This is a genomic window from Bradyrhizobium sp. USDA 4503 (genome assembly GCF_054055815.1).
On record NZ_JBSRXS010000001.1, the window covers coordinates 1,665,904 to 1,680,252 of the forward strand.

The 14,349-nt window shown below is 64.9% G+C and carries 18 protein-coding genes; 6 read left to right on the forward strand and 12 right to left on the reverse strand.

What is annotated here, in order from left to right:
- Window positions 1–3: 3 nt before the first annotated feature.
- The 11 genes from nuoH to ACVMIH_RS08040 form a co-directional block, all read right to left on the reverse strand.
- Window positions 4–1,074, reverse strand: coding sequence for an NADH-quinone oxidoreductase subunit NuoH (nuoH, locus tag ACVMIH_RS07990; RefSeq protein WP_018271855.1), 1,071 nt, complete (start codon window positions 1,072–1,074; stop codon window positions 4–6).
- A 10-nt stretch (window positions 1,075–1,084) separates the two neighbouring features.
- Entirely contained in the window at window positions 1,085–3,160 is a 2,076-nt protein-coding gene (gene nuoG, locus ACVMIH_RS07995; protein WP_253639754.1) for an NADH-quinone oxidoreductase subunit NuoG, read from the reverse strand.
- Between the two features lie 7 nt (window positions 3,161–3,167).
- Window positions 3,168–3,659, reverse strand: a complete 492-nt coding sequence (locus tag ACVMIH_RS08000; RefSeq protein ID WP_143270708.1) for a hypothetical protein — start codon at window positions 3,657–3,659, stop codon at window positions 3,168–3,170.
- 5 nt (window positions 3,660–3,664) lie between these two features.
- Complete coding sequence (gene nuoF, locus ACVMIH_RS08005; protein ID WP_456861176.1) at window positions 3,665–4,990, reverse strand: NADH-quinone oxidoreductase subunit NuoF; 1,326 nt, start codon at window positions 4,988–4,990, stop codon at window positions 3,665–3,667.
- 19 nt (window positions 4,991–5,009) lie between these two features.
- Window positions 5,010–5,234 carry a hypothetical protein gene (locus tag ACVMIH_RS08010; protein ID WP_456814437.1) on the reverse strand — a complete coding sequence of 75 codons (225 nt, stop codon included), beginning with the start codon at window positions 5,232–5,234 and terminating at the stop codon, window positions 5,010–5,012.
- Entirely contained in the window at window positions 5,234–5,845 is a 612-nt protein-coding gene (gene nuoE, locus ACVMIH_RS08015; protein WP_016847752.1) for an NADH-quinone oxidoreductase subunit NuoE, read from the reverse strand. The genes ACVMIH_RS08010 and nuoE overlap by 1 nt, the downstream gene beginning before the upstream one ends.
- 41 nt (window positions 5,846–5,886) lie before the next feature.
- Window positions 5,887–7,083, reverse strand: coding sequence for an NADH-quinone oxidoreductase subunit D (locus ACVMIH_RS08020; RefSeq protein WP_076825356.1), 1,197 nt, complete (start codon window positions 7,081–7,083; stop codon window positions 5,887–5,889).
- Window positions 7,080–7,697 (reverse strand): NADH-quinone oxidoreductase subunit C, encoded by a 618-nt coding sequence (locus ACVMIH_RS08025; protein WP_076825355.1) that lies wholly within the window; start codon window positions 7,695–7,697, stop codon window positions 7,080–7,082. The genes ACVMIH_RS08020 and ACVMIH_RS08025 overlap by 4 nt, the downstream gene beginning before the upstream one ends.
- Before the next feature lie 10 nt (window positions 7,698–7,707).
- Window positions 7,708–8,253 (reverse strand): NuoB/complex I 20 kDa subunit family protein, encoded by a 546-nt coding sequence (locus tag ACVMIH_RS08030; protein WP_199805213.1) that lies wholly within the window; start codon window positions 8,251–8,253, stop codon window positions 7,708–7,710.
- A 50-nt stretch (window positions 8,254–8,303) separates the two neighbouring features.
- Entirely contained in the window at window positions 8,304–8,669 is a 366-nt protein-coding gene (locus ACVMIH_RS08035) for an NADH-quinone oxidoreductase subunit A (protein WP_018271860.1), read from the reverse strand.
- Window positions 8,670–8,883: 214 nt separating this feature from the next.
- A complete protein-coding gene (locus tag ACVMIH_RS08040) occupies window positions 8,884–9,399 on the reverse strand; it encodes a MarR family winged helix-turn-helix transcriptional regulator (protein WP_057016467.1) in 516 nt (171 codons plus the stop codon).
- A gap of 130 nt (window positions 9,400–9,529) precedes the next feature.
- Here ACVMIH_RS08040 and ACVMIH_RS08045 point away from each other — a divergent pair, with 130 nt between their 5' ends.
- Both ACVMIH_RS08045 and ACVMIH_RS08050 read left to right on the forward strand, forming a co-directional pair.
- Window positions 9,530–10,720: a Rieske 2Fe-2S domain-containing protein gene (locus tag ACVMIH_RS08045; protein WP_456861178.1), complete on the forward strand. Its 1,191-nt coding sequence runs from the start codon at window positions 9,530–9,532 to the stop codon at window positions 10,718–10,720.
- A 47-nt stretch (window positions 10,721–10,767) separates the two neighbouring features.
- Window positions 10,768–12,060, forward strand: coding sequence for a spinster family MFS transporter (locus ACVMIH_RS08050; RefSeq protein WP_456861180.1), 1,293 nt, complete (start codon window positions 10,768–10,770; stop codon window positions 12,058–12,060).
- 41 nt (window positions 12,061–12,101) lie between these two features.
- Here ACVMIH_RS08050 and ACVMIH_RS08055 read toward each other — a convergent pair whose 3' ends face one another.
- A complete protein-coding gene (locus ACVMIH_RS08055) occupies window positions 12,102–12,236 on the reverse strand; it encodes a hypothetical protein (protein WP_456861182.1) in 135 nt (44 codons plus the stop codon).
- 443 nt (window positions 12,237–12,679) lie between these two features.
- Between ACVMIH_RS08055 and ACVMIH_RS08060 the strand changes: the two genes are divergently transcribed.
- The 4 genes from ACVMIH_RS08060 (at window position 12,680) to ACVMIH_RS08075 (ending at window position 14,224) form a co-directional block, all read left to right on the forward strand.
- A complete protein-coding gene (locus tag ACVMIH_RS08060; RefSeq protein WP_057016463.1) occupies window positions 12,680–12,883 on the forward strand; it encodes a hypothetical protein in 204 nt (67 codons plus the stop codon).
- 191 nt (window positions 12,884–13,074) lie between these two features.
- On the forward strand, window positions 13,075–13,719 hold the full coding sequence (locus tag ACVMIH_RS08065; protein WP_456861184.1) for a haloacid dehalogenase-like hydrolase: 645 nt from the start codon (window positions 13,075–13,077) through the stop codon (window positions 13,717–13,719).
- Between the two features lie 98 nt (window positions 13,720–13,817).
- Window positions 13,818–14,018, forward strand: a complete 201-nt coding sequence (locus ACVMIH_RS08070) for a hypothetical protein (protein ID WP_028333962.1) — start codon at window positions 13,818–13,820, stop codon at window positions 14,016–14,018.
- 14 nt (window positions 14,019–14,032) lie between these two features.
- Window positions 14,033–14,224 carry a hypothetical protein gene (locus tag ACVMIH_RS08075; RefSeq protein WP_076825345.1) on the forward strand — a complete coding sequence of 64 codons (192 nt, stop codon included), beginning with the start codon at window positions 14,033–14,035 and terminating at the stop codon, window positions 14,222–14,224.
- Window positions 14,225–14,349: the final 125 nt, after the last annotated feature.

Consider the following 14,349-nt stretch of genomic DNA (forward strand, 5'->3'; position numbering starts at 1 on the left):
GCCTCACTTCGGCGCGATGCCGGCGAACTGCAGCACGCCGGCCACGATCACCACCATCGCCAGCGACAGCGGCAGGAACACCTTCCAGCCGAGCCGCATCAGTTGATCGTAGCGGTAGCGCGGCACGATCGCCTTCGCCATCGCGAACATGAAGAACATGAAGAACACCTTCAGGGCGAACCAGACGATGCCCGGAATCCAGGTGAACGGCGGCAGATTGACCGGCGGCAGCCAGCCGCCCAGGAACAGGATCGACGCCAGCGCGCACATCGTGGTGATCGCGACATACTCGCCGAGCATGAACAAAAGATACGGGGTCGAGCCGTATTCGGTCATGAAGCCGGCGACCAACTCGGATTCGGCCTCGACCAGATCGAACGGCGGACGATTGGTTTCGGCCAGCGCCGAGACGTAGAACACGACGAACATCGGGAACAGCGGCCACACATACCAGTTCAGGATGGTGAGCTGCGGCAGGCCGATCAGGTGCGCAAGCCCGCGGGTGTTCTGCGCCTCGACCACAGCCGACAGGTTCAGCGAGCCGACGCAGAGCAGCACGGTGATGATGACGAAGCCGATCGAGACCTCGTAGGACACCATCTGCGCCGCCGAGCGCAGCGCGGCCAGGAACGGATACTTCGAGTTCGACGACCAGCCGGCCATGATGATGCCGTAGATCGACAGCGACGAGATCGCGAAGATGTAGAGAACGCCGACATTGATGTCGGAGATCACCCAGCCGAGATCGAACGGGATCACCGCCCAGGCGGCCAGCGCCAGGATGCACGACACCAGCGGCGCGAGCAGGAACACGCCCTTGTTGGAGCCGGACGGAATCACCGGCTCCTTCAGCACGAATTTCAGGAGGTCGGCGAAGGATTGCAGCAATCCGAACGGCCCGACCACGTTGGGGCCGCGGCGGATCTGCACCGCCGCCCAGATCTTGCGGTCGGCGAGCAGGATGTAGGCGATCGCGATCAGGAGCACGACCAGCAGCAACAGGCTCTCCGCGACCATGATGATCAGCGGCCAGAGGAAGCCGGTCCAGAACGAGCTTGCGAAGAATTCAGCCATCAGGTCACGCTCACTCCGCTGCCGTCAGCATTCGGCCCGACGCCAGCCGCGAGCACTCCGCCATCACGGCAGAGGCCCGCGCGATCGGGTTGGTCAGATAGAAGTCCTCGACGGTCGGCTTGAATGCCGCCTTGTCGACGCTGCCGCCCTTGCCTGCCAGCGCCTTGACGTCGTCGGGCTTGCCGGCCTCGATCTGGTCGAGCCGCATCAGATGCGGGTAGGCCTTGAACATAGCCTGACGCAGCGCCTGCAGCGAGTCGAACGGCAGCTTCTTGCCGAGCACGTCGGACAGCGCGCGGATGATCGCCCAGTCCTCGCGGGCCTCGCCCGGCGGGAATGCGGCGCGGTTGGCGATCTGCGCCCGGCCTTCGGTGTTGACGTAGATGCCGGACTTCTCGGTATAGGCCGCGCCCGGCAGGATGACGTCGGCGCGATGCGCGCCCTGGTCGCCATGGGTGCCGATATAGACCACGAAGGTACCGTCCGGCACCTTGATCTCGTCGGCGCCAAGCAGGAACAGCACGTCGAGCGTGCCGAAGGTCGTCATCTGCGCTGAGGTCAGGCCACCAGCCGCCGGCGAGAAGCCGATATCGAGCGCGCCGGCGCGCGAGGCGGTATCCTGCAACACTGCAAAGCCGTTCCAGCCGTCCTTCAGCGCGCCGACGTCGACTGCGAGCTTGGCGGCCTGCGCCAGCACGGCCGCCCCGTCATGCCTGGTGTAGGCGCCGGCGCCGACCAGGATGATTGGGTGCTGCGCCTTCTTCAAGACGTCGGCAAAGGAGTGCTTGCCCGCCGCGAGATCGGCCAGCGTATCGGTGCCCGCGCCGAGATAGTCGTGGTCATAGGTGAAATCGGCCTTGGCGCCGATCATGCCGACCTTGAGGCCGCCGGTGCGCCAGCGCTTGCGGATCCGCGCGTTCAGCACGGCGGCTTCCTTGCGCGGATGCGAGCCGATGATCAGGATCGCGTCGGCCTGGTCGATGCCGGCAATGGTCGGATTGAAGATGTAGGAGCCGCGGCCGGCCTTGGCGTCGAACGCATCGCCGCCCTGCACGGCGAGATTGACCGAGCCGAACTTCGCGAGCATTTCCTTCAGCGCATACATTTCGTCGACCGCGGCCAGATCGCCGGCGATCGCGCCGATCCGCTTGCCGTCGCTGCGGCTGGCCTTGGCGGCAATGGCGGCGAAGGCTTCCTGCCAGGTCGCCGGCCGGAGCTGGCCGTTCTCGCGCACATAGGGCCGGTCGAGGCGCTGCGTACGCAGGCCGTCGACGATGTGGCGGGTCTTGTCGGAGATCCACTCCTCGTTCACCGCCTCGTTGATGCGCGGCAGGATGCGCATCACCTCGCGGCCGCGGGTGTCGACGCGGATCGCAGATCCCACGCCGTCCATGACGTCGACCGACTGGGTCTTGCCGAGCTCCCAGGGCCGCGCCGCGAAGGCGTAAGGCTTCGAGGTCAGAGCGCCGACCGGGCAGATGTCGACCAGGTTGCCTTGCAGCTCCGAGCTCAGCGCCTGCTCCAGATAGGTGGTGATCTCCATGTCCTCGCCGCGGCCGGTCGCGCCCATTTCCGGCGCGCCGCAGACTTCGGCGGAGAAGCGGACGCAGCGCGTGCACTGGATGCAGCGGTTCATCGAGGTCTTGACCAGCGCGCCGAGATACTTGTCCTCGACCGCGCGCTTGTTCTCGGCGAAACGGCTGGTGTCGACGCCGTAGCCCATCGCCTGGTCCTGCAGGTCGCACTCGCCGCCCTGGTCGCAGATCGGGCAGTCGAGCGGATGGTTGATCAGCAGGAACTCCATCACGCCTTCCCGCGCCTTCTTCACCATCGGCGAGCGGGTCGAGATCTCCGGCGGCTCGCCCTTCGGGCCCGGACGGCAGTCGCGCACGGCCCAGGCGCAGCTCGCGACCGGCTTCGGGCCGCCCTTCACCTCGACCAGGCACATCCGGCAATTGCCGGCGATCGACAGCCGCTCGTGATAGCAGAAGCGCGGAATCTCTGCGCCGGCCGCCTCGCATGCCTGCAGCAGCGTGTACTCCGGCGGCACATCGATCTCTTTGCCATCGACGATGATCTTGCTCATGTCTGTCTCAAGTCTTTCCGAGCTTGCAGTCGGGCGGTGCGACGCTCGCGGTTTTCAATGAGGTCTTCACCCATTGCTGGGTGTCGGCGCCGTAGGTCGCGAGATAGGCAGGCTGCGCCTGGTTCTTCTCGCAGAGGAACGGCAGATGCGGTTTCAGGTCGTAGTCACACGATGCCTGCCATTCGCGCTTATCCGCGAAGGCGGCAAAGGTCTCCTCGCAGGCATAGAGGAAATACGAGACAAAACTCTCATATTGGGACCGCTCTTCGCGACCGGCGGCCTTGATGGTCTCGTAGTCCGGCTGAGCGAATTTCGGATTCTGGAATGCGAGATCGGTGTAGCCGAGAAACGCCGAACGCGCGCTGGAAGCACGGTTCGAGGTACGGATTTCGTTGATCTGCAGCAGGATTGCAACAAAGCCGAGCAGCGCCACGGTCGCCTGCGCCATCTGCGCAAGCGTCCCGTACTTCTGCCACCATGCGGCCTGTTGCGTCATCACCAACATTACTCCGCGGCTACCATGTGCATGGGATCGCGAATGCCCTGATCGTCGAGATCGGCCTTGTGCGAATATTGGTCGATGCGCTCTTCGATCTCGTGACGGAAATGCGCGATCAGGCCCTGGATCGGCCAGGCGGCGGCGTCGCCGAGCGCGCAGATAGTGTGGCCCTCGACCTGCTTGGTGACCTCGAGCAGCATGTCGATCTCGCGCTTGTGGGCACGGCCGTCGGCCATCCGGGTCAGGACGCGCCACATCCACCCCGTGCCCTCGCGGCACGGCGTGCACTGGCCGCAGCTCTCATGCTTGTAGAAATAGGAGATGCGCGCGATCGCCCGGATCAGGTCGGTCGACTTGTCCATCACGATCACCGCCGCGGTGCCGAGGCCCGAGCGCAGCTTGCTCAGGCTGTCGAAATCCATCGGCGTGTCGATGATCTGCTCGGCCGGCACCATGCGCACCGACGAACCGCCGGGGATCACGGCCTTCAGATTGCCCCAGCCGCCGCGGATGCCGCCGCAATGCTTCTCGATCAGCTCGCGGAACGGAATCCCCATCGCCTCTTCGACGTTGCAGGGCCGCTCGACGTGGCCGGAGATGCAGAACAGCTTGGTGCCGACATTGTTCGGCCGGCCGATGCCGGCGAACCAGGCGGCGCCGCGGCGCAGGATGTCCGGTACGACCGCGATCGACTCGACGTTGTTGACGGTGGTCGGGCAGCCATAGAGGCCGACATTGGCCGGGAACGGCGGCTTCAGCCGCGGCTGCCCCTTCTTGCCCTCAAGGCTCTCGAGCAGCGCGGTCTCCTCGCCGCAGATATAGGCGCCGGCGCCATGCGCGACATAGATGTCGAACGGCCAGCCGTTGATATTGTCCTTGCCGACCAGCCTGGCCTCATAGGCCTGGTCGATCGCCGCCTGCAGCCGCTCGCGCTCGCGGATGAACTCGCCGCGGATATAGACGTAGCAGGCATGCGCGCCCATCGCGAAGCTCGCGAGCAGGCAGCCCTCGACCAAAAGATGCGGATCGTGCCGCATGATCTCGCGGTCCTTGCAGGTGCCGGGCTCCGACTCGTCGGCGTTGACGACGAGATAGCTCGGACGGCCGTCCTTGGATTCCTTCGGCATGAAGGACCACTTCATGCCGGTCGGGAAGCCGGCGCCGCCGCGGCCACGCAGGCCCGACGCCTTCATCTCGTTGATGATCCAGTCGCGACCCTTGTCGATGATCCCCTTGGTGCCATCCCAGGCGCCTCTGCGGCGCGCGCCCTCGAGGCCCCAATCATGCAGGCCGTAGAGGTTCTTGAAGATGCGGTCCTTGTCGTCGAGCATGCTCAAAACTTTCCGAACATCACCGATTGGCTTGCGAATAAGCGAGCCCGGCGGCGCAGCCGCCGAACACGATGGCCCACAACAGGCTGGATTCCAGCGTGGCGCTCAGGCCGTAGCGTTGCAGCAGGAACATGAAGCCCGCCGCGACAGCGGTATGCAGCGCGATCGTGCGCCAGGCCTTCATCGCAGCGCCCCTTCCTGCCTTGTGTTCCAGCCCGTTTGCCGGCACCTGAAAGCTCAGCATCAGGTGGTTTCCTTCAGCGTCGTCGGTCCGCCCGCGGGAGCCGAGAACTGACGGTCGATCTGAGGACCCGGCTTCGGCGGATTGCCGGCGGCAAAGCCGTCGAGCACCTTGCCGAAGCTTTCCTTGGTCAGGTCCTCATAGGTGTCCTTCCAGATCAGCACCATCGGCGCGTTCACGCAGGCCCCTAAGCACTCGACTTCTTCCCAGGAGAAGTTGCCGTCCTTCGACAGCTGGAAGGGATCGTGATGGATGCGGTGCTGGCAGACCTCGATCAGGTCGGCGGCGCCGCGCAGCCGGCACGGCGTGGTGCCGCACACCTGCACATGCGCCTTCTTGCCGACCGGCGAGAGCTGGAACATGGTGTAGAACGTCGCGATCTCGAGCATGCGGATATGCGGCATCTCGAGCAGGTCGGCGACAGCGCGGATCGCGGCTTCCGAGACCCAGCCGTCATGCTGCTCCTGCACGCGCCACAGGATCGCGATCGCGGCCGAAGCCTGCCGTCCCGGCGGATATTTCTCGATCTGCTTCTTGGCCCAGGCAAGATTCTCGTCCGTGAACGTGAAGCTCGCGGGCTGCAATTCCTTCGGGGCAAGGCGGCGGACGGACATCGATCAAACTCTCATTGCGCGCGGTTCGGATGCGGACATCGTCACCGGTCGACTTCGCCGAACACGATGTCCAGCGAGCCCAGGATGGCGGAAACGTCGGCCAGCAGATGGCCCCTGCAGATGTGATCCATCGCCTGCAGATGGGCGAAGCCCGGCGCGCGGATCTTGCACTTGTAGGGCTTGTTGGAGCCGTCGGCGACGAGGTAGACGCCGAACTCGCCCTTCGGCGCCTCGACCGCGGCATAGATTTCGCCGGCCGGCACGTGCACGCCTTCGGTGTAGAGCTTGAAGTGATGGATCAGCGCTTCCATCGAGCGCTTCATCTCACCGCGGCGCGGCGGCGCGATCTTGTTGTCCTCGACCACGACCGGGCCCTGCCCGTCGGGTGCCTTGAGCTTCTGGATGCACTGCTTCATGATGCGCACCGACTGGCGCATCTCTTCCATGCGGATCAGATAGCGGTCGTAGCAGTCGCCGTTCTTTCCGATCGGAATGTCGAAATCCATCTCGGCGTAGCACTCGTAGGGCTGCGACTTGCGCAGGTCCCAGGCCGCGCCCGAGCCGCGCACCATCACGCCGGAGAAGCCCCACTCCCAGGCTTCCTTGAGCGGCACCACGCCGATATCGACGTTGCGCTGCTTGAAGATGCGGTTGCCGGTGAGCAGCCGATCGAGGTCGTCGACGACCTTGAGGAACGGATCGCACCACGCCTCGATGTCGTCGATCAGCTTCGGCGGCAGGTCCTGATGCACGCCGCCGACGCGGAAGAACGCCGCGTGCATGCGCGAGCCCGAGGCGCGCTCATAGAACACCATCAGCTTCTCGCGCTCTTCGAAGCCCCACAGCGGCGGGGTCAGCGCGCCGACGTCCATCGCCTGGGTGGTGACGTTGAGCAGATGCGACAGGATGCGGCCGATCTCGCAATAGAGCACGCGGATCAACTGGCCGCGGCGCGGCACCGTAATGCCGAGCAGCTTTTCCGCCGCGAGGCAGAACGCATGCTCCTGGTTCATCGGCGCGACATAGTCGAGCCGGTCGAAATAGGGAATCGCCTGCAGATAGGTCTTGTGCTCGATCAGCTTCTCGGTGCCGCGGTGAAGCAGGCCGATATGCGGATCGACGCGTTCGACGACTTCGCCGTCGAGCTCCAGCACGAGGCGCAGCACGCCGTGCGCCGCCGGATGCTGCGGCCCAAAGTTGATGGTGAAGTTACGAAGGTTTTGCGGCTGTTCATTCATGGCTTCGGCTCCGCCTTGGCCTTCTCATCGCCGGGCAGCGGATAGTCCGCGCCTTCCCAGGGCGAAAGGAAATCGAACTTGCGGAATTCCTGGTTGAGCCTGACCGGCTCGTACAGCACCCGCTTCTCCTGGTCGTCGTAGCGGACCTCGACGAAGCCGGTGAGCGGGAAATCCTTGCGCAGCGGATGGCCGTCGAAGCCGTAGTCCGTCAGCAGGCGGCGCATGTCGGGATGGCCGGTGAAGATCACGCCATAGAGGTCGTAGGTCTCGCGCTCGAACCAGTCGGCGCCCGGGAAGACGCCGATGATCGACGGCACCTGCGTGGTCTCGTCGGCCTGCCCGCGCAAACGGACGCGCGCGTTCAGCGTCGGCGACAGCAGATGGTAGACGACGTCGAAGCGCTTCTCGCGGCTCGGATAGTCGACCGCGGTCACGTCGGTGACGTTGACGAAACGGCAGCCGGGATCGTCACGCAGAAACCTGGCGACCTCCACGATTCTGCCAATCTCGACGTCGATAGTGAGCTGATTGAACGCGACCGAGTGCGCCGTGGCCGCGCCCGGAAGCGCGCTCACGATCGTCTGCCCAAGGGCGTCGAGCTTGCCGTCGTCCATACCTGAAACCTTAGCGTTCAATAGTGCCGATACGGCGGATCTTCTTCTGCAGCAGCAACACACCGTAGAGCAGCGCTTCCGCCGTGGGCGGGCAGCCGGGCACGTAGATGTCGATCGGCACGATGCGATCGCAGCCACGCACCACCGAATAGGAGTAGTGATAGTAGCCGCCGCCATTGGCGCAGGAGCCCATCGAGATGACGTAGCGCGGCTCCGGCATCTGGTCGTAGACCTTGCGCAGCGCGGGCGCCATCTTGTTGGTCAGGGTGCCCGCAACGATCATCACGTCGGACTGCCGCGGCGAGGCACGCGGTGCGAAGCCGAAGCGTTCGACGTCGTAGCGCGGCATCGAGACCTGCATCATCTCGACCGCGCAGCAGGCGAGACCGAAGGTCATCCACATCAGGGAGCCGGTGCGCGCCCAAGTGATGAGGTCATCGGCTGCGGCGACGAAGAAGCCCTTGTCGGACAGCTCGTGATTGACCTCGAGGAAAAACGGATCATTGGCGCCGACCGGCCTACCGGTCGACGGATCAAGAATACCCTTCGGAGCCATGGCGATCTCAGATTTGGCAATCGCCGGCTGGGAGGTTGTGGCGGTGGGGCTCAATCCCATTCGAGCGCGCCTTTCTTCCATTCATACGCAAACCCGACCGTCAGCACGGCCAGGAACACCATCATCGACCAGAACCCGGTGGCGCCGAGCTTTCCGAACGCCACGGCCCAGGGGAACAGGAACGCCACTTCGAGGTCGAAGATGATGAAGAGGATCGCCACCAGATAGAACCGGACGTCGAACTTCATGCGGGCGTCGTCAAAAGCGTTGAATCCGCATTCATAGGCGGACAGCTTTTCCGGGTCCGGCGATTGGAACGCGACCAGGAACGGCGCGATCAGGAGTGCCAGACCGATCAGGCTCGCGACTCCGATAAAGACCACAAGTGGGAGATAATTCTGCAGGATGCCGGTCATCGGCGAGGCCTTCTTGCTGCGGTTTCGGACATGCCGCAGATTCGTTGATTGGAATTGTTCTTGAGGCTTTAGCGCAGCGCAACAGGGGGCGCAAGACAAGCTATTTTGACGCTTTTACCGTCCTTCCCGCGGGCTCTTGGCCTCATCAGGCGGATGCGCTTGCCTCCATGGGCAACGCCGCGGCGGCCATCCGGTGCCCTGCGCTCTCCCCATATCAGCCCAGCCCCCGCTCGGCAGCGAGCATCTCGGCGGCGGTCAGGGTGAGCCGATCGATGTGTCCGAGCAGCAGCTCAAGATCCCCCGGCGCAAGCTGTTCCAGCAGGTGCCGGTTTCGCTCCTGCGCGCCGGCCACGATGGCATCATGGGCTGCCAGGCCGGCCTTGGTGAGAGAGACCAGGGTCTCCCGGTTGTCGCGCGGATTGGCCGCCTTCGCCACCAGCTTGCGCGCCACGAGCTCGGCGAGCGCCCGGCTGATCTGCCCCTTGTCCATGCCGACGGCCTCGGCGAGCCGCACCACACTCATCGGCGGCCGCCGGCCGAGCGAGGCGACCAGACCGAACTCGACCGAGGACAGGCCGGTCAGGCGCTTGTAGCGCAGCATCGCGCCGCGCCTGAGCAGGTTCGCCAGCACCATCAGCCGCGACGACATCATCGCGGTGATCGGCGCCAGTTCGGAATCGACAACGGCCTCCGGCGGCAAGGCCCTCTCAGTCCTGAGCTTCTCGGTCATCACCAACCTCTGCCAACAAAGCCGCGCGCTGCCAAGCTCAACGATATCGTTGACATTGTCATCTATCTATCGTTGACTTGGTCAACGATAGATCAGCCGCCGGCGCCCGACCAGCGGCGGGGAGGACAACATGACGATCACCCAGCGGGACCGCGATCTCGGCACGGCCTATGCGATGAAGCCGTCGAGCACCCGGACCGAGCTCACCTCGGTCGGCCGCGGCACGCCGATGGGCGAGCTGTTGCGCCGGTATTGGCACCCGGTCGGCCTCACCGGTGACGCCTCCGATATCCCCAGAAAAGTCCGCGCACTTGGCGAAGACCTGATCCTGTTCCGCGACCGGCATGGCCGGGCCGGCCTGCTACATGCGCGCTGCTGCCACCGCGGCACCACGCTCTATTACGGCAAGGTCGAGGAAGACGGTATCCGCTGCTGCTATCACGGCTGGAAATTCGACACCGAGGGCCGCTGCCTCGAACAACCCTGCGAGCCCGACGGCGGCCTGTTCAAGGACAAGGTGCGCCAGCCCTGGTATCCAGTGCAGGAACGCTACGGCCTGATCTTCGCCTATATGGGGCCGGCCGAGAAAAGGCGGGTGCTGCCGCGCTACGAGTGCCTGGAAAACATGGACGACGGCGAGTTCGTCGAGGCCGACGATTCCTCGATCGGCGGCGGCGGCCCTGCCGTGATCCCCTGCAACTGGCTGCAGCATTTCGAGAACGTCGCCGACCCCTACCATGTGCCGGTGCTGCACGGCTCGTTCTCAGGGCCGCAGTTCACCAACATGATGGCCTCGATGCCCGACGTGAAGTTCGAGATGTCGCCGCGCGGCATCACGGTGCGTTCGATCCGCAGGCAGGACGACGGCAAGGTGTTCTATCGCGTCACCGAGGCCGCCCTCCCCACACTCCGCGTCGTGCCCAATCCGCGCGTCGCGCAGTTCGCGCGCGTCGAATCGATCGGCTGGACCTTGCCGATCGACGACACCTCGTTCCGCATCTACGTCGCCGGCCGGGTCAAGAACGCGGGCGATATCGGGCGGATGCGCTCGAAGTTCAACGGCAAGTTCTGGTGGGACATGACCGAGGCCGAGCACCAGCAATTTCCCGGCGACTACGAGGCCCAGGTCGGCCAGGGAGCGGTGACGATCCATTCCGAAGAGCATTTTGGCCAGAGCGACCGCGGCATCCTGATGATCCGCCGGATGCTCGCTGACCAGCTCGAGGCCATGGCCACCGGCCGCGACCCGATCGGGGTGTCGTTCGACGCCGACACGAGGCCGGTCGAATTCGAGGCAGGGAATTACATCCGCGAGGCGTAAGGCCCGCGCGCAAGCAACAACAACAAAGAAGATCGGGGGAGGAAGTGATGGTCGATGTCGCACCGCAGGCGGCCGCGCCAACGCAAGCTGCGGCCGCGCCCTCGGCGCGCCGCTACTACGTCCTCGCCTTGCTCACGATCATCTACACCCTCAACTTCCTCGACCGCACCATCTTCAACGTGCTGATCGAACCGATCAAGAAGGAGTTCACGCTCAGCGACACCACGATGGGCCTGCTCGCCGGGTTCGGTTTCGTGCTGTTCTATTCGCTGCTCGGCATTCCGATCGCGCGGATGGCCGATCGCCTCAACCGCCGCAACATCGTCGCGGTCGCCTTCGCGTTCTGGAGCGCGATGACCTATCTCTGCGGCCTCGCCTCCAGCGTCACGACGCTGGCATTGGCCCGGGTCGGCGTCGGCATCGGGGAGTCGGCGGGCACGCCGGCCTCGCAATCGATGATCGCCGATCTCTTCGACAAGAACGAACGACCGGGCGCGCTCGGCATCTACGCGATCGGCACCTATCTCGGCGTCTTCCTCGGCTATTTCATCGGCGGCTATGTCAACCGGCACTATGGCTGGCGGATGGCGTTCTTCACCGCCGGCCTGCCCGGCATCGCGCTCGCCGCCGTCTTGTGGCTGACGATCGCCGAGCCGAAGCGCGGCGCGATGGCCGAGACCTTCAAGGCCGAGCCGCTGGGGCCGACGCTGCGTTTCCTGGTATCGCAGCCGAGCTTCGTCATCGTGCTGATCGGCTCTTGTCTGACGACCTACACCAACTACGCCACCGCGGTGTGGATCCCGCCGTTCCTGGCGCGGATCCATCACCTCACCAGCGCCGAGATCGGCACCTATGCCGGCACCTTCAAGGGTCTCGCCGGCATGGCGGGCACGCTGATCGGTGGCCTCGTGGTGGCGCAGATCGGCCGTCGCGACGACCGCTGGAAGCTGTGGGCGCCCGCGATCATGTCCGGTCTCGCCGGCCCGGTGTTCGCGCTGTGCATGCTGACGCAAAGCTTCACGCTGATGGTCGCGACGCTGGCGCTGACCTCGTTCATGGTCGGCTTTCATCTCGGCCCGATCTTCGCGATTGCGCAGACGGTGGCAAAACCCAGCATGCGCGCGCTGGCCTCGGCGATCGTGCTGCTGACCGCGACCTGCTTCGGCCAGGGCGTCGGCCCCCTCGCCGTCGGCATGATCAATGACGCGCTGAAAGGCACCTACGGCGTCGATGCGGTTCGCTACTCGCTGCTGTCGGCCGCGCTCACGACGACGCTCGGTGCCCTGCTGTTCGTGTTGGCGGCACGCGCGATCCGCGCCGACATCGCGCGCGCGAGCTAGCACCCGTCTCAGCCGAGCCGGCGCGTGATGTCAGGCTGCGCTCACGTCAGCTTGCCGGTGTATTTCTCCAGCGCCGCCCAGGCGTCCGCGCCGTAGGTCTTCTGCCACTGCGTGTAGAAGCCGGCCTTCACCAACGCGGCCCTGAACTGCACGGGATCGGGCTTGTTGAAGGTCATGCCCTTCTCGGTCAGCTCGGCCTGCAGCGAGCGTGGCGAACACCGTGATGTTGACCCGGCCGGACGACTGCGCGCCGACCGCCTTGGCGGCCTCAGTCAGGCGGATTGTTAGCGGATGGGTTTCCGGAGTGTTGACGCCGAGCTTGAAGTCGAACTCGGCCGCCGCAACGGCGCGCTTACCAAACATCGTGGCGGCGAGTGCCGCGGAGCCGGTTCCAAGGACCCGGCGCCGGGTTAGTCTCATTGTTTTCATTATTGTTTTTCTCCCAAGCGCATTTCCGCGCCTGGGGCAGTTTTAGCCGGCCGGCAGTGTGACGCAAGGCACGGTGAAACCAATTCGCCCGTGGCACGAAACCATTTCCCGGAACTCACGAAACGATCCGGAAACAGATGGGCCTTACCAGTACCTGCCATAGACGGCGCACAGACGCTCGGAGGCGACCATGAACCACTCGATCCATTCAGCTGACCGCGCGACCCATCTCAAGATTGTGGTGGTTGCCCTTATTGCGGGGATCGGGATCGCGGCGCTCGGCATTTCGGCCCGGAACAACGCGGATTTCACCCAGACTGCCCAGTCCACGCAGGTCATCAAGGCTGGCAAGCCGGTGGCGATCACCTCGTCGGGCACCTCCACGGTCCGCTAAGACGCTTTCAAGCCTCGGCAGACACAACGGCCGCCCCTGGGCGGCCTTTCTTGTTGGTCCTGATCGTCTCAAGCTCGGACCAGGACGGTGTGGCCTTTGCGAGCAGGTTCGGCTACGGCGATTGTGGACCACCGAGACCGGAGTGCGCGCGATCGACGTGTGCAAGGTCGCAACCCGGCTGAGCGCCGCGAATGACTGAACCTCGCCTCGCCGGCGACAACATTGCGAAGCCGCAGCATGCTTCCCGCACCGACGGGTCGCCCCCTTTGCTCGGCCTCCCGGCATCGCTGCCGCTGGTGCTCGACCTCGACGGCACGCTGATCACGGGCGACCTGCTCTATCTGAGCTTCGTCTCGATCCTGCGCCGCAATCCGCTGATCGTCGTGTCATGCGCCGCCTGGCTGACGCGCGGCCGCGCGGCGCTGAAGCGCCGGCTCGCACGGCGCCAGCGCATCGACTGGAGCCGGATCGAACTGCACCAGGACGTCGTCGCATTGGCCGAGCGCGAGAACGCGGCCGGCCGCCGCATCGTGCTGGCAACCGCGGCCGACGCGCTGCTCGCTCAGAAGCTGGCGTCGCGTCTGCCTTGGATCGACCAGGTGCTTGCCTCCGACGGCGAACATAATCTCAAGGGCGCCAACAAGGCCGACCTGTTGCAAAGGACATTTCCCGGGGGCTTCATCTACGCCGGCGACAGCGCCTCCGACCTCGCGGTCTGGGCCCACGCCGCCGGCATCATCACCGTCAATGCCCGCGATGCCGTGCGCGCCGCCGCGGCCGGGCTCGGCAGGCCGACGCTGCATTTGCAGGGCCGCACGGCCGCAGCGAAATCTTAACCGCGCCCTAACGGGGTTGTTCGATTGCAATCCGCTCCGCGACCCCAGTCTTAAAAGTTGCCCTGCTAAGGTCGGCGTCAACAAAGGCGCAGGCCACAATGAATTTGCAGCAGCAAGTAATTTCAACCGGCTTCAAGATCATCTGCACGGATTGCGGCAGCCTGGCGATCAAGGTCGCCGATCCGGCGCATGCATCCGGCGACACCATCATCGAATGCCGCCGCTGCAACGCGGTGCGCGGCACGGTGGCGGACCTGCACAATTTGGCGCGGCGCGGCCGCGACCTGTTCGAATTCTAACCGCGGCCCCGCCAATGCTGTCAGACCCGAAGGCGACCACGCAGAGCGACGTTCCCTTGGACACGGTCTGGTCGATCCTCGAGGCCGCCAACGAATTGGGCGACACCCACACGGTTGACGCCTGCCGCCGCATCATCGACGCCAATTTGCGCGGCGATGCACCGGGACAATCCGACCTCAACGCGGTCGCCGCATTCTTTGCCTGATCAAGGCAGGGCGTTGCCGTTGTGTGAATTCGTAGGGCATCGCGGAGACGAATGGCCTGGCAGAAACATAACAACACAGACCGAGATATTGCTTAACTTGCTTCGTCCAGGGCCGACCGGCTAGC

Bases quoted from the DNA above. Each gene is read 5' to 3' on its own strand.
- ACVMIH_RS08010 (WP_456814437.1), bottom strand. From the start codon at position 5,234: ATGCTGAGCTTTCAGGTGCCGGCAAACGGGCTGGAACACAAGGCAGGA.
- ACVMIH_RS08055 (WP_456861182.1), bottom strand. From the start codon at position 12,236: ATGACCTTCAACAAGCCCGATCCCGTGCAGTTCAGGGCCGCGTTGGTG.
- ACVMIH_RS08030 (WP_199805213.1), bottom strand. From the start codon at position 8,253: ATGGCTCCGAAGGGTATTCTTGATCCGTCGACCGGTAGGCCGGTCGGC.
- nuoG (WP_253639754.1), bottom strand. From the start codon at position 3,160: ATGAGCAAGATCATCGTCGATGGCAAAGAGATCGATGTGCCGCCGGAG.
- ACVMIH_RS08065 (WP_456861184.1), top strand. From the start codon at position 13,075: ATGACTGAACCTCGCCTCGCCGGCGACAACATTGCGAAGCCGCAGCAT.
- ACVMIH_RS08035 (WP_018271860.1), bottom strand. From the start codon at position 8,669: ATGACCGGCATCCTGCAGAATTATCTCCCACTTGTGGTCTTTATCGGA.
- nuoF (WP_456861176.1), bottom strand. From the start codon at position 4,990: ATGCTCGACGACAAGGACCGCATCTTCAAGAACCTCTACGGCCTGCAT.
- ACVMIH_RS08025 (WP_076825355.1), bottom strand. From the start codon at position 7,697: ATGGACGACGGCAAGCTCGACGCCCTTGGGCAGACGATCGTGAGCGCG.
- ACVMIH_RS08075 (WP_076825345.1), top strand. From the start codon at position 14,033: ATGCTGTCAGACCCGAAGGCGACCACGCAGAGCGACGTTCCCTTGGAC.
- ACVMIH_RS08070 (WP_028333962.1), top strand. From the start codon at position 13,818: ATGAATTTGCAGCAGCAAGTAATTTCAACCGGCTTCAAGATCATCTGC.
- ACVMIH_RS08045 (WP_456861178.1), top strand. From the start codon at position 9,530: ATGACGATCACCCAGCGGGACCGCGATCTCGGCACGGCCTATGCGATG.
- ACVMIH_RS08060 (WP_057016463.1), top strand. From the start codon at position 12,680: ATGAACCACTCGATCCATTCAGCTGACCGCGCGACCCATCTCAAGATT.
- nuoE (WP_016847752.1), bottom strand. From the start codon at position 5,845: ATGTCCGTCCGCCGCCTTGCCCCGAAGGAATTGCAGCCCGCGAGCTTC.
- ACVMIH_RS08050 (WP_456861180.1), top strand. From the start codon at position 10,768: ATGGTCGATGTCGCACCGCAGGCGGCCGCGCCAACGCAAGCTGCGGCC.
- nuoH (WP_018271855.1), bottom strand. From the start codon at position 1,074: ATGGCTGAATTCTTCGCAAGCTCGTTCTGGACCGGCTTCCTCTGGCCG.
- ACVMIH_RS08040 (WP_057016467.1), bottom strand. From the start codon at position 9,399: ATGACCGAGAAGCTCAGGACTGAGAGGGCCTTGCCGCCGGAGGCCGTT.
- ACVMIH_RS08020 (WP_076825356.1), bottom strand. From the start codon at position 7,083: ATGAATGAACAGCCGCAAAACCTTCGTAACTTCACCATCAACTTTGGG.